The 13,456-nt window shown below is 71.4% G+C and carries 13 protein-coding genes; 7 read left to right on the top strand and 6 right to left on the bottom strand.

What is annotated here, in order from left to right:
• The first annotated feature begins 251 nt into the window (after nt 1–251).
• Genes K6K41_RS26710 through K6K41_RS26680 form a run of 7 tightly spaced genes read left to right on the top strand, consistent with a single transcriptional unit; the run spans nt 252 to nt 6,642 of the window.
• Nucleotides 252–1,244 carry an AAA family ATPase gene (locus K6K41_RS26710; protein WP_261403049.1) on the top strand — a complete coding sequence of 331 codons (993 nt, stop codon included), beginning with the start codon at nt 252–254 and terminating at the stop codon, nt 1,242–1,244.
• A gap of 37 nt (nt 1,245–1,281) precedes the next feature.
• On the top strand, nt 1,282–2,184 hold the full coding sequence (locus K6K41_RS26705; protein WP_261403048.1) for a DUF58 domain-containing protein: 903 nt from the start codon (nt 1,282–1,284) through the stop codon (nt 2,182–2,184).
• Nucleotides 2,171–2,632 carry a DUF4381 domain-containing protein gene (locus K6K41_RS26700; protein WP_261403047.1) on the top strand — a complete coding sequence of 154 codons (462 nt, stop codon included), beginning with the start codon at nt 2,171–2,173 and terminating at the stop codon, nt 2,630–2,632. The genes K6K41_RS26705 and K6K41_RS26700 overlap by 14 nt, the downstream gene beginning before the upstream one ends.
• A gap of 5 nt (nt 2,633–2,637) precedes the next feature.
• On the top strand, nt 2,638–3,609 hold the full coding sequence (locus tag K6K41_RS26695; RefSeq protein ID WP_261403046.1) for a VWA domain-containing protein: 972 nt from the start codon (nt 2,638–2,640) through the stop codon (nt 3,607–3,609).
• Nucleotides 3,606–4,541, top strand: a complete 936-nt coding sequence (locus K6K41_RS26690) for a vWA domain-containing protein (RefSeq protein ID WP_261403045.1) — start codon at nt 3,606–3,608, stop codon at nt 4,539–4,541. Before K6K41_RS26695 ends, K6K41_RS26690 begins: the two co-directional genes overlap by 4 nt.
• Before the next feature lie 2 nt (nt 4,542–4,543).
• Nucleotides 4,544–5,374 carry a tetratricopeptide repeat protein gene (locus tag K6K41_RS26685; protein WP_261403044.1) on the top strand — a complete coding sequence of 277 codons (831 nt, stop codon included), beginning with the start codon at nt 4,544–4,546 and terminating at the stop codon, nt 5,372–5,374.
• Nucleotides 5,368–6,642 (top strand): hypothetical protein, encoded by a 1,275-nt coding sequence (locus K6K41_RS26680; RefSeq protein ID WP_261403043.1) that lies wholly within the window; start codon nt 5,368–5,370, stop codon nt 6,640–6,642. The genes K6K41_RS26685 and K6K41_RS26680 overlap by 7 nt, the downstream gene beginning before the upstream one ends.
• 7 nt (nt 6,643–6,649) lie before the next feature.
• Here the strand turns inward: K6K41_RS26680 and K6K41_RS26675 are convergent, their stop codons facing one another.
• The 6 genes from K6K41_RS26675 to K6K41_RS26650 form a co-directional block, all read right to left on the bottom strand.
• Complete coding sequence (locus tag K6K41_RS26675) at nt 6,650–7,045, bottom strand: DoxX family protein (RefSeq protein WP_261403042.1); 396 nt, start codon at nt 7,043–7,045, stop codon at nt 6,650–6,652.
• Between the two features lie 146 nt (nt 7,046–7,191).
• On the bottom strand, nt 7,192–8,208 hold the full coding sequence (locus K6K41_RS26670; protein ID WP_261403041.1) for a 2-dehydropantoate 2-reductase: 1,017 nt from the start codon (nt 8,206–8,208) through the stop codon (nt 7,192–7,194).
• Between the two features lie 78 nt (nt 8,209–8,286).
• Nucleotides 8,287–9,168, bottom strand: coding sequence for a succinate--CoA ligase subunit alpha (gene sucD, locus K6K41_RS26665; RefSeq protein WP_261403040.1), 882 nt, complete (start codon nt 9,166–9,168; stop codon nt 8,287–8,289).
• Nucleotides 9,168–10,340 (bottom strand): succinate--CoA ligase subunit beta, encoded by a 1,173-nt coding sequence (locus K6K41_RS26660; protein ID WP_261403039.1) that lies wholly within the window; start codon nt 10,338–10,340, stop codon nt 9,168–9,170. The genes sucD and K6K41_RS26660 overlap by 1 nt, the downstream gene beginning before the upstream one ends.
• Before the next feature lie 132 nt (nt 10,341–10,472).
• Nucleotides 10,473–11,186: a GntR family transcriptional regulator gene (locus K6K41_RS26655; protein WP_261403038.1), complete on the bottom strand. Its 714-nt coding sequence runs from the start codon at nt 11,184–11,186 to the stop codon at nt 10,473–10,475.
• A 404-nt stretch (nt 11,187–11,590) separates the two neighbouring features.
• Nucleotides 11,591–13,366, bottom strand: a complete 1,776-nt coding sequence (locus K6K41_RS26650) for an acetate--CoA ligase family protein (protein ID WP_261403037.1) — start codon at nt 13,364–13,366, stop codon at nt 11,591–11,593.
• Between the last annotated feature and the right edge of the window lie 90 nt (nt 13,367–13,456).

The following is a 13,456-nucleotide window of genomic DNA, read 5'->3' as shown; positions in this document are numbered from 1 at the left end:
GGGGGACATATGCCGCGCGATCGCCACGTCGACCCATGGCCGAGCCGGGCAGACCCGCGTCAATGCGCCGACGGCTTCGCCCCTGCGCAACGTGTTTCGGGATTGACGCGGGCGGCCATAAGGGTCTGATCTCCTCAAAAGGCCCTTAAAGAGGCCTCGGCTAAGAAACCCGGAGGAGACATGGCGTTCATCGCCGCCGCATCGGCCAGTCGCGCCGAGACCCGTGTTCCGGTCCGAGCGGCCGCCTCCCGATGAACGTCCAGGAGAGATCCGTGGCGGCCTCGAGCGAGGGGCTGCGCAAGAAGTTCGGCGCGTTGCGCGAAGGGTTGGAGGCCGGCCTCATCGGCGCCTCCGGGCTCGTCGAGCGGCTGCTGATCGGCCTGCTCACGGGCGGCCATGTGCTGGTCGAAGGCGCGCCCGGCCTCGCCAAGACGCGCGCGGTGAAGCGCCTGTCGGCTGGCCTCGACGCCTCCTTCGCGCGCATCCAGTGCACGCCGGACCTCATGCCCGCCGACCTCACCGGCACCACCGTGTGGCGACCCGACCAGGGACGGTTCGAGTTCCTGTCGGGCCCGATCTTCCACTCGCTGGTGCTGGTGGACGAGATCAACCGCGCGCCCCCGAAGGTGCAGTCGGCGCTGCTCGAAGCCATGGCCGAGCGGCAGGTGACGGCCGGCTCCAACACCTATCCGTTGCCCGACCCGTTCATGGTGGTGGCCACCCAGAACCCGATCGAGCACGAGGGCACGTTCCCGCTGCCCGAGGCGCAGCTCGACCGCTTCCTGCTGCATGTCGTGGTGGGGCTGCCGGACATGGAGTCCGAGCGCAAGATCCTCGACCTCGTCGAGCGCGAGACGTCGGGCGACAGCGAGGCGATGCCGCTTCGGCTCTCCGGAGAAGAAGTGCGGGCCGCGCGGCGCGAGGTCGCCGGCGTCCATCTCGCGCCGGCGCTCAAGGACTACATCGTGCGCATCGTCGCCGCGACGCGGGACGCCAACACGGTTCCGGACGTCAGGCGCGCGATCGAGTATCCGGTGAGCCCCCGCGGAACGCTCTCGCTCGCCGCCGCAGCCAAGGCGCGCGCCTATCTCCACGGCCGCGACCACGCCATCCCGGACGACGTCGCCGATCTCGCCGCCGACACGCTGGCCCATCGCCTCGTGCTCACCTGGCGCGCCGCAGCGGACGGCCGCACCGCGCGCGACCTCGTCGGCCCGCTGCTCGACGCGGTTCGGCCGGTGTGAGAGCGGGCGCGATGGCCGTGCAAAGCGTCGGCGTCTGATGGAGGCGGTCGCCGTTCCCGGCGTCGATCTCGACGCGCAGGCCCTGATCGGGCTGCGGCGCCTTACGGGCCGCGCGCCGAACCTCGCCACGCGCAAGCTCGCCGCGCGGCCGGGCGGCGTGGTCACGCGCCGCCGCGGACGCGGCAGCGAGACCGACGACGTCCGGCTCTGGATCGACGGCGACGACATCCGCCACATCGACAAGAACACGACCGCGCGCACCGGCGAGCTCCATGTCCGCACCTTTCGCGACGAGCGCGAACGCGCGGTGCTGCTCGTCGCCGACTTCCGGCCCGCGATGCTGTTCGGCACCCGCCGCGCCTTCCGCTCGGTCGCGGGCGCCGAGGCGCTCGCGATGGTCGGCTGGCGCGCGGCGGCCGAGGGCGGGCGCATCGGCCTGCTCGCGATCGGCGCCGGCGACCAGCCCGCCTTCCAGCGCCCCAAGGGCGGCGAGCGCGCGATGAGCGCGGTGATCGGCGTCATGGCCCGGGCGCATGCGGACGCGCTCGCCGACGTCGACCGCCCCGACCCGCCGCTCGACGCCGCGCTCGAGACCGCGGCCGGCGCTCTGCCGCGCGGCGGCCACCTGATCCTCGCCACCGGCCTCGACGAGCCCGGGGACCGCTTCGACGACGTGCTGAGGGCGGCCCGCTCGCGCATCTCCATCACGGTCCTGCTCGTGGCCGACGCCTTCGAGCGCGAGGCGCCGCGCGGCGCCTATGCGTTCGAGACCCGCGGCGGCCGCAGCGGCTGGTTGTCGGGCCGACGGCGCCCGAGCGACGGCGAAGATCCCCGGCGCGCGCGGCTCGTCGGCCTTGGCGTGCCGGCGATCACGATCGAGGCCTCGGCCGGCCCGGAACGCGTGGCGCCGTTGCTGGAGCGTCTCGATGGCCTCCGTTGATCCGCTGGACGGCCTGCGCGCCCTGCATCTGCCGGCAGAGACCACTTCGTGGCAGGCGGACCTCGGCTTCGCGGTCGCGGCGGGCCTCGCGCTCGCCCTCGTCGTTTCGCTCGCGCTGCGCCTGCTGGTTCGCCCGCGACGATCGCTGCGCGCCTCCGCCATGGAGGAGTTCGCCGCCGCCGAAGCCCTTCCGGGGCCGGACCGCCGCGCGGCGCAGGCCGCCGTGCTGAGGCGCGTCGTCCGCACGATCGAGGGCGACGAAGCCGCGCGAGCGACGGGACCGGCATGGGGCGAGACGCTCGACCGCGTGTTTCGCACGGAGCTGTTCGGCAAGGGCGCGGGCCGCGTCTTCGTCGACGGGCTCTACGCACGGCCCCCGGCCGCCAATGACGACGACCGAGCGCTCGACCGCGAGCTCGGCGCGCTGATCGCGACGCTGAGGCGCTAGCGGCGATGTGGCAGCTCTCCGCCTGGCAGCTTGCGGCGCCTTTCGTCCTGCTGCTGCTTCCCCTGCCCTTCCTCGCGGCGCGGCTGCTGCCGGCCGACGGGCGCGTCGGCGGCGCGCTGCGCGTGCCGGGCGCCATCGCAGCGAGCCACGGCGCGTCCGACGCCTCCTCGGTCGCGACCGGCGGCCGGCGCGTGGCCGCCTGGATCGCCTGGATCGCGCTGGTGATCGCGCTCGCCGGCCCCCGCGTCGTGCTCCCGGCGCAGGCGCTTCCGACCACCGGACGCGACCTGATGGTCACGCTCGACCTTTCGGGCTCGATGGAACGGACCGACTTCTTCCTCAATGGGGAGACCGCGCGCCGTCTCGACGCGATGAAGTCCGTCGCCGCCACCTTCATCCGCGCGCGCGCCGGCGACCGCGTCGGCCTCATCGCCTACGCCGACCAGACCTATGTGGTCTCGCCCCCGAGCTACGACGTCGAAGCCGTCGCCAAGGCGCTCGACGGCTTCGCGGTCGGCCTCGTCGGACGCTCGACCGCGATCGGCGACGGACTCGGCCTCGCGCTCCGCAGGCTCTCGGCCACCGACGCCAAGTCCCGCGTCGTCCTGCTGCTGTCCGACGGCGTCAACAACGCCGGCGTCTCGGCGCCGAAGGACGTGGCGAACCTCGCCAAAGAGATGGGGGTGCGCGTTCACACCATCGCGATGGGACCGCGCGACATTCCCGAGGGCGACGGCAATCCCGACGTCGTCGACGTCAAGACGCTGAGAGAGATGGCCGAGATCACCGGCGGCCAGACCTACCGGGTGAAGACCACGGAGGATCTTCAGGCGGCGATGGCGGCCGTGAACCAGATCGAGCCGACGCGAAGCCTCGCGCCGCCCGCGCCGATCTGGCGGGAGCTGTGGCCATGGCCCGCCGCGCTCGCCTTCTTCGCCGCCGCGGCGACCGCGCTCGTGAGGACGCGAGGCGGATGATCGACATCTTCGGCCTCGCGCTTCTGCGGCCATGGTGGCTGCTCGGCCTCGCGGTCGCGGCGCTCGTAGTGACGGCGGCGGTCCGGCGCTCGGGCGGCGTCGGCGACTGGCGGCTCGCGGTCGATCCGCATCTGCTCGACGCCATCGCCCGGCGCGGCGGCGTGGTGGCGGGCAAGGGGCGCGGCGCGCTCGCCGCCGCCGCGACCGTCGCGCTGATCGCGATCGCCCTTGTCGGGCCGGCGGCCGAGCGCGGAGACGCCGCGACCTTCCGCAATCTCGACACGGTCATCGTCGTCCTGGACCTGTCGCGTTCGGTCGCCGAGAGCCCCCAGTTCCGCGACGCCAAGGTGGCGGCGCTCGCGGCGGCGGAGGCGGCGGGCGCGCGCCAGGTCGCGGTGATCGCCTTTGCGGGCGACGCCTATCTGGTCGCGCCGCCGACCACCGACCGAAAGGGGCTCGAGACCACCCTGTTCGCGCTCGACGGCCAGACGGTGCCGGACTTCGGCAGCGCCCCGGCGCGCGCGCTCGGCCTTGCGCGGCGCACGCTGAAGGACGCCGGCGCGGTCGGCGGCGACGTGGTGCTGATCACCGACGGCGGCGGAATCGACGACGGCGCGCGCGGCGAGGCGCGGGGGCTGGCGGCCGACGGCAACGCGCTCCACACGCTGTTCGTCGAGCCGAAGACCGCGACCGACGGGCCGCCCGGCCCGAAGGCGACCGGGCGTCCGGAACTCGAGTCCCTGGCGAGTCTCGGCGGCGGCGCGTCCGGGACGGTCGAGGACCACCTGCCTGTCGACGAGAAACTCGCGAGCCGCCCCGCCGACCGGCTCGGCGCGGGCGCTTACGCCTCTCTCGTCTGGTACGACTACGGCCGCTGGCTGCTCGCGCTCGCGGCGGTTCCGGCGCTCCTGCTGTTCCGGCGGGGCGGCTGAGAATGGTCCGCGGCGCCCTGGTCCTTGGCCTCGCGGCGGCGTCGGTCGCGGCGGCGGCGCCGGCCGATCAGGTCGGGCGCGCGCTTTATCATTCGGGGGCGCCGTGGCTCGCGAGCCTGCTGCTCGACGGTCCTGCCTGGCAAGGCGCGACGCTTTATGCGCGCGGCCGGTTCGCCGAGGCGGCCGAGGCATTCGCGACGGCGCCCGCCGCCGACTACGACCGCGGCACCGCGCTTGCCAAAGCCGGAAGGCTGCGCGAGGCCGTCTTCGCGCTCGAAGCCGCGCTTGAGCAAGACCCCAACGACGAGGACGCCCGATACAATCTCGCGCTCGTCGAAGCCTTGCGGGCGAAGACCGAGCGCGCCGCCCCGGACGCCGCCGGCGCCGCCAACGCCAACGCCGCGCGCCAGAAGCGCGGCGGCGAAGCTCCGACCGACGCGGAGAACGACGTGAACTCGACCGGCGAAGGCGCGGCCGGCGACCGCGACTCCGGACGCGAGGCGCAAAGCCCCGGCCGCGCCCAGGTGTCCCGCGTCGGCGCCGCCCGGCAGACCCGCATCGACGAACGCGGCGGCGAGGCGCGCGGCTCGATCAGCGCGTCAGAAGGCGGCGGGCGCACGGGCGGCGAAGGCGCGAAGGTGGCCAAACCGTTCGAGGAGTTACAGAAACTGCCGAAGCTGAGCATGAGCCAGCAGGTCGTCCAGCCTTCGCCGCAATGGCTGGAGACGATCGCCGACGATCCGGGCCGCTTCATCAGCCTCAAGCTCGCGGCGGAGCGCGCCGGACGCGCGGAGCGGGGCCTGGCGGCGCCCGCGGAGACAGACCCATGGTGAGGACGACGGCTCGCCTTCTCCTGGTTTGCGCGACGGTCCTGCCCCTCGGGGCCGCGGCGCAGGAGCGCTCGATTTTCGACGACGTGAGGATCGAGGTGACGCCCGAGAGCCACGGCGTCGACCCCTATCCGAACGAGCTCGTCATGCTGCGGATCCGCGGCACGTATCGGCCGCTGATCAACATCGCGCACATGATCCAGCCGCCGCTCACCAATTTCGGCTGGACCAACCTGACGCGCGACGTCGCCTATGACGCCGAGTTCGATGGCTTTCCGGCCAAGACGTTCGAACGCGTCATCGCGATCTTCCCGGAAAAATCCGGCGAGCTCGAAATCGGCAGCTTCACCCACAAGCTCAGCGTCGTGGACGGGGCTGGCCAACGGACGCTCGAGGTGAAATCGGCGCCCATCAAACTGAAAGTCGCGGAATGGACGGGCCCCGGCGGCCCCCGCGACCCGAAACAGTGGTGGCTGCCCTCCGCCGGGGTGCGCGTCACCGACCAATGGTCGGGCGATCCCAACCGCGTTCCGCGCGGCGAGACGCTTCGGCGCACCGTCACCATCGAGGCAGACGGCGTCATGGCCGAGCAGCTCCCGCCCTCGCCCGTCATGCGCTCGCCCGGCGTCATCTCGTTCCGCGGCCCGATCGACCGCGAGACGCGCGTCACCGAGAACGGACCGGTGGCGCGCGCGGTCTATCGCTGGGACATGCGGCCGACCACCGCCTATCCGGCGATCGTGGAGCCGATCGACATCCCGTGGTTCGACACGCGATCGCGGACGATGCGCAAGGCCGTCATCCCGGCTCAGCGGATGGCGTGGGCGGTCTCGGGAGCGCCAGCTGACGCAAGCGCAGCGCCGGCCGAGGCCGCCCCGGGGCCATGGGCGACGGCGGGCGCCGGCGCGCTCGCCTTTCTTACAGGGCTTGCGCTCCTGACGATCGGCAGGCGCGGAGCCGGCGCGCCCCGGCTTCCGCCGCGCGCGCTCTACGCCATGCGGATCGCCGCATGGCGACGCGACCCGGTCGCCTTCCGGGCGGCGGTCACGCGGCTGGCGCGCGCCGAGCCGGAAGCGTCGCGCCTCTGGGCGCGAGATCCGGAGGCCCGCGCAGGCCTCGCAGAACTCGACCGGCACCTGTTCGACGCCGCGGCCGCGCCGCCGCCCGCGCTCGGGCGCCTGGGCCGCCGGATCGCGAGCGCCCGCGCGGCCGCCGTCGCGGCTGGCCGCACGGCGCGCTCAGGCCTTAAGCCGCTCGACGGTCCGGCGTGACGCCGCTTCAGACGCGCGACTTCGCCCGCATGGCGTCGACGCTCCAGGGGCCGGGGCCTGCGAAGAACAGGTAGAGGAACGTGAAGCTGTAGAGCGCCGCGAGCTCGCCCTTGTTGACGATGGGGAAGAAGCCGTTGTGCGCGTGGCCGACGAAATAGGCGGCGGCCGCCATTCCCGACAGCAGGAAAGCGGTCCAGCGGCTGAACAGCCCGATGGCGAGCACGGCGCTGCCGAACAGCTCGATGATCCCCGCGACGAGAATGAGGGGCGGCAGCGGGTCCGGTCCCGGGATCGGGAAGTCCAGGAGCTTCTGCGTGCCGTGCTGCATGAACAGCAGCGCCGCCATGATGCGCAGGATGCTCAACACGCGGGGCGTCCAGGCGGAAAGCGCAGCGTCATTCATGGGGAAGGCCTCTCGGAATCGATACGCGTCTTCCGAGAGGTTCTAGCGACCTGCGCGGCGGAAGCGAGCGCGGATCGCCGAAACGTGTGATGAGTAGCGCCGTTCGAAAATGCGCGAGCGCAAGCAGACGGCGCTGACAGCGTCGCCTATTCCGCCGCCACCGCCTGAGGCGCCGCTTCGGGAAACGTCGGATAGACGTCGAACGACCGGCCCATCTGCTTGGCGAGCGCGAGAACGGCGTCGATATAGGGGGTCGGCCGCCCGATCAGCCGGCCCATCTCCTGCACGGCCGAAAGAAGGGCGTCGAGCTCGAGCGGCTTGCCGGCCTCGAGATCCTGCAGCATCGAGGTCCGGTGCGCGCCGACCTTGGCAGCGCCGTCGATGCGCCGCTCGACATTCACCCTGAACCGGGCGCCGAGCGCCTCGCCGATCCCTTGCGCCTCCAGCATCATGTTCTTGGCGAGCGCCCGCGTGCCGGGATCAGTGGCGACGACGTCGAGCGTGGCGCGCGTCAGCGCCGAGATCGGGTTGAAGCAGAGGTTGCCCCAGAGCTTCAGCCAGATGTCGTCGCGAATGTCGTCGTAGTAGCGCGCCTTGAGGCCGCTCGCGTCGAGCGCGTCGCCGAAGGCCTTGAGGCGGTCGGACTTGGTGCGGTCGGGCTCGCCGAGGCCGAAGGCGTCGCCGTAGATGTGCTTGACGACGCCCGGCTCGACGATCTCGGTCGCCGGGTAGACGGTCGCGCCGATGACACGCTGCGGTCCGATCGCGTTCCACTGGCGATCGCCTGGGTCCACGCTCGACAGGCGAAGATCTTTGTAGGGACCCTCGAGCCCGTAGAAGTACCACCACGGAACGCCGTTCTGCGCAGTGACGACCGCGGTCTCGTCATGGAACAGCGGGGCCATGTCCTCGGCGGATTCCCAGGCCTGATGGGACTTCAGCCCGACGATCACGAAATCCTGCGGCCCGAGCTCCGCCGCAACTTTCGTCGCCGGCATCTTGGCCACCCTCTCCTCGCCGTCGATGAGGAGCTTCAGCCCGTTCTCGCGGATCGCCGCGAGATGGGGGCCACGCGCGACGAGCGAGACGTCGATCCCGGCGCGCTTCATCTGGACGGCCATGTAGCCGCCGATCGCGCCGGCGCCGTAGATGCAGATCTTCATCGCAAGCGTCCCCGTTGGCGCCCGGACCCGGTCCGCCGGCGCGTGAAGAAGGTGATGAATGCTGAAGGCGGTGCGGCGTTATCGAGCCTGGGCGAGCGCCTCGGCGATCGTGCGGCCGACGAGATGCGCGCTCGGCGCCACCCTGACCCCGGCGCGCTCGAGCGCCTTGATCTTGGCGGTGGCGTCGTCCTGCGCCCCGAAGGCGAGCGCGCCGGCGTGCCCCATGCGGCGCTCGCGCGGGGCGTGGGAACCGACCACGAGCGCGACGACCGGCTTGTTGGGCTTCACCTCGGTCAGGTAGTCGGCGACCTCCTGCTCCTCGTGGCCGCCGATCTCGCCGATGAGCACGAGCCCGTCGGTGTCGGGGTCGGCAAGGAACAGCTCGACGCAGTCGCGCATCGACATGCCATGGACCGCGTCGCCGCCGACGCCGACCGTCGTGGACTGGCCGAGCCCCGCGGCGGTGACCTGCGCCACCACCTCGCTCGTGAGCGAGGCCGAACGCGACACGACGCCGACGCCGCCCGGCCGCTCGGACCCCGTCGCCATGACGCCGAGCTTGCAGACGCCGGGCGCGAGCACGCCCTGGCTGTTGGCGCCGACGAGGCGGGTGCGCGAGCCCTTCAGCGCGTCCTTCACCCGGATCATGTCGAGCACGGGCACGCGTTCGGTGACGGCCACGACCAGCGGCGTCTCGGCCTCGATGGCCTCGATCATCGCAGCCGCCGCGGTCGCGGGCGGCACGAACACGATCGAGGCGTTGGCCTTGGTGGCCTCGCGCGCCTGAGCGACCGTGTCGAAGATCGGCAAGTTGAGGTGGGAGCGCCCGCCCTTGCCCGGCCGCACGCCGCCGACGACCCGCGAGCCGTACTCCATCATCGACGCGACGTGATGGGTGCCGGCCCAGCCGGTCACGCCCTGCGCCACGATCGTGGTGTCCTTGTCGAGCAGGATCGCCATCAAGCCCTCCCAGCCGCGACCGCGACCGCCCGGGTCGCAGCCTCGCCCATGTCGTTCGCCTCGATCACCGCGCAGCCGAAATTCGCGAGCCGCGAGCGCGCGAACTCCGCGTTCTGGCCCGCGAGCCGGATCACGATCGGAAGCTTCCGGCCCGAGCGGCGGAGCGCCACCCCGAGGCCTTCGGCGATCGTGTCGCAGGACTGCATGCCGCCGCCATGAACGTTGATCAGCAGCGTGCGGATCTTCGGATTGTCGAGCAGCAGCGCGAAGCCGTGAGCGATGTCGAGGCTGCGCGCGGTGGTGCGCACGTCCATGAAGTTGGCGGGCTTGCCGCCCGCCGCCATCACCATGTCGAGGGTGGCGAGGCCAAGCCCCGCGCCGTTCGACACGAGGCCGATGTCGCCTTCGAGCTGGACGAAGTTCAGCTGGTCGCGATGCGCCGACAGCTTGGTGCGCGCCGCCTCGTCGTCGTCCCGCAGGGAGGCGAGGTCGGGATGACGGAACAGCGCGTTGTCGTCGAGCGTCATCTTGACGTCGAGCGCCTTGAGCTCTCCCGCGGAGGTGACCGCGAGCGGGTTGATCTCGATGAGCGCGGCGTCGAGCTCCACGAAGGCGCGGCGCAGTCCCTCGACGAGGTCGCAGCCGGGTTCGATCTCGGCGCCCTTGAGGCCGATCCTGCCGAGGAAAGCCCCGACCGCCTCGCGATCGATCCCGCCCGTCAGCGGCAGCGCGACGCTTTCCTGCTTGAGCACGCCGCGGCGCGCGCGTTCCTCGACGCCCTCGCCGCCGTCCTCCGCGCCGATCGCCACAAGGCCGCCGACCGAAGGATCGACGAGCAGCGCCAGATGAATGGCGCGGTCGCTCGTCACCGCCTCCTCGACATAGACGCGGCGCACGGTCTCGCCGCCTTCATCGGTCTGGGCCGTGACGAGGCGCTGGCCGATCATGTCGGCGGCCGCCTTGCCCGCCATCGCGGGGCCGTGGACGATCTTGACGCCGCCGGCCGCAAGCCGCTCGCCGGCGCGGATCTGCGCCTTGACCGCGATCTTGGCCGCGCCGAGGTCGCGCGCGACGGCCTCCGCCTCGTCGGGCGTCAGCGCCACGAAGCCGCGCGGCGCCGGCAGGCCGTAGTCGGCCAGCAGGCGCTTGGCCTGAAACTCATGAAGCCGCATCGTACGCGCCTCCTTCCCTTGGACGGACGCGCTGACCGCGCCTCGTTGTCTGGCATATTAAATACCAGTTCGCGTTCAGCGCAACTGAACCGAAAGTCGCGGGGACGCGATTTTGACTGACGTTACCGCCATTCAGTCGAAGATGTCGCCGTGCTCCTCGACATAGGCGGCCAGGCCGAGCGTGTGCTCGCGCGACAGCCGCTCCGCCGCGTCGACGTCGCGGCGCTCCAGCGCCTCGATGATGGCGAGGTGGTCGGACATCGACTTGGTGGCGCGGTCGTCGCGGCCGATGGTGATCTGCCGGATGCCGCGGACATGCATGAAGATGTTCGAGGTGATGTCGATCAGCGCCGACGAGCCCGACAGCTGCACCAGCGTCTGGTGAAACTCGATGTTGGCCGCCGAATACTCGTTCAGGTAGTCGGCCGGCTTGTGGCCCTCGTCGAAGCTCTCGAACAGGCGACGGAGCTTGGCGATGCCGGCGTCGCTGGCGTTGGCGACGGCGAGCCGCGCCGCCATGCTCTCGAGCGCCGCCCAGGCCTGGACCATCTCGATGACTTCGACGCGGGTCTTCCGCAGCACCATGATGCCGCGGCGGGGCACCGACTTCACGAAGCCCTCTTGTTCGAGCATCGCCACCGCCTCGCGCACCGGCGTGCGGCTCACGCCGAGCTTCTCCGACAGCTGCCGCTCGTCGAGCCAGGTGGCTTCCGACGAGGAGTAGATGTCCATGTTGACGATGGCCTGCTTCAGCGCGGCGTAGACCTTGGTCTTGTAGGTCTGTTCGGGCGCGAACTTCTCGAGGACGAAGGCCCCGCTCGTGTCTTCGGCCATCGGCGTCGTCATCGTCGATCTCACGGAACACGCGCTCCCAAAGTCTCAGCGTCGGCCGCCCGCTCGGCTTGACGCATCGGGACCGCGCGCGACGGGCCCGACCACAAGTCTAAGTGGCGAATCTTGCGCTTCGCCATAGCAAAAAGGGCGACCCTTGGAGCCGCCCTTTTCAGGTTTTATGAGTTATATGACGGGCGCTCTTCAGGTGTCCATTGCCAGAAGGACGCGCCCCCGCCCCGCCCGAACAGCTCGGCGGAGCAAAACAAAAAGCCCTCATCCGCGCGACGGAGCCGCTTTGGGCTCGCCGCCGGCCGTCCAGGGAGATGGAACGGCCGCCTGTGAGGCGTCCGTCCGCGCCCCATGCGCGCGGACGGACCAGGACGGATGAGGGAAGTCCGCCGACGACGCGGAAAGGCTCAGGCCATGACGAGACCCGCTCCCCGCGCCCACTGATACTTCGCGCCCAGCACCTCGACCGGGGTCTCGGCCGTGCAGGGGCGGGCCACGACGCCGTGGCCGTAGAGTTTCTCGCAGGCCGCCTCGACCTCCGCCTCGCCCGCCAGCCAGGCGACGATCGGCTTGTCGACGCCCTTCGCCCGCATTCCGGCGACGAGCTCGATCAACTGGTCGGCGAAGGCGAGCGGCGACGCCGCCGTCTGACCCCAGCCAAGGACCAGCGCATGCACGGCCTCGTCCGCGAGCGCGGACTGGACGGCCTCGCGATAGCTCTCCGACGGCGAGGGTTCCGCGACCTCGACCGGGCTCTCTCCGGCGTCTTCCCGCAAAGCCAGGCCTTCGAGCTCCGCGCCGAGACCTTTGGGCGCCTCCATCAACGTCAGCCCGCTGTCGAGGCAGGCGTCCGACAGCAGCGCTCCCAGGCCGCTTGATGCGCTGATGACGAGAACGTTCTCGCCCTTCGGCGTCGGCAGAGCCGGCAGGCCGCGCGCGCAGTCGAGCATCGAGCGGAGCGAGCGAGAGCGGATGACGCCCGCCGCTCTCAAGAGGTCGTCGTAGATCTTGTCCCGCGCGTCGGTTTCGGCCCGGTCCGCGACAGCGTCCGAGGCCCTGCGTCCCGCCTTCAACACGAGAACGGGCTTTGTCTTGGAGACCCGGCTCGCGACCTCGACGAAAGCCCTTCCGTTCAAGAGCTCCTCGCACTGGATCGCGATGACCGAGGCGGCCGGCTCTTGTCCAAAGAAAGCGAGGAGATCGGCCTCGTCGATCTCGGACGCATCGTCCAGACCGACGACCGCCGAGACGGCCATGCCGGTCGAGCGGGCGAAGCCGATGATCGACGTCGCCACAGCGCCGGACCGGGAGGAGAACGCCGCTCCGCGTCCGCCGGAAGCGCCCGCCGGGAGCTTCGCCGCGCCGGCGCTGACGCGCAGATCGACGGAAGAGTTCGTCGCTGCGACGTCGCGCCGGCCCCGCTCCCCGCGAGGCCGGAAATCGCAGACGATGCGCGCGTCGACCGCGGTCGCGAAATGCTCGGCTGCGAACACCGGGTCGAGATCGATCCTCAGGATGTCCGGACAGTCGCCGATGAGGGCCGACACGTTGACGAGCAGGTCGGCGAGTTCCTCCCGGTTCACGGGCGGAGAGCCGCGGAGGCCGTCGAGCAGCTCCTGCGCCCGGATCGACGAGACCATGCCGAGCGCCTGCTCGTGGCTCACCGGCGCAAGGTGAAAGGTCCGGTCGCCCAGAACGTCGCCCAACGCGCCGCCGAGACCGAAGGCGACCAGCTTGCCGAAAGACGGGTCGGACTCAGCGCTGATCCGCGCGTCGACCGCGCCCGAGGGCAGCATCTGCTGGATCTGGACGCCGGCTATGATCGCCTCGCCGGCATGGCGATAAGCGTTGCCGACGATCCGCTCGAAAGCCGCGCGCGCCTCGCTGTCCGACTTCACGCCCAGGACCACGCAGCCCGCATCCGACTTGCGCAGGATTTCGGCCGAGACGATCTTCATCGCGACCGGATAGCCGATCGAGTTGGCGAGCCGCGCGGCCTGGTCGGCCGACGTCGCAAGCCCCTCCTTCGGCAAGGGGATGCCGTAGGCGTCGCAGAGAACCTTGGCTTCCGGCGCCGTCAGAGCCGTGCGGCCCGCGGCGCGCACGCCGTCGAGAACCGCGCGCACGCTTTCGGCGACGTCCAGTGAGGCGGCCCGGGCGCTTTTCGATGCGATCGGCGTCACGGCGTCCCCGGGTCTCCTGAAAAGGCCTCGATCGGACCGTTGTGCCGGCTGCTGCGGCCAGATCCTCAGGCCGCATGAACGGCGGCTGAC

The sequence above is a fragment of the Chenggangzhangella methanolivorans genome (assembly GCF_019797865.1).
GTDB lineage: Bacteria > Pseudomonadota > Alphaproteobacteria > Rhizobiales > Methylopilaceae > Methylopila > Methylopila methanolivorans.
The sequence above is the reverse complement of the archived record's forward strand: the minus strand, read 5'-3'. Positions and strand labels throughout refer to the sequence as shown.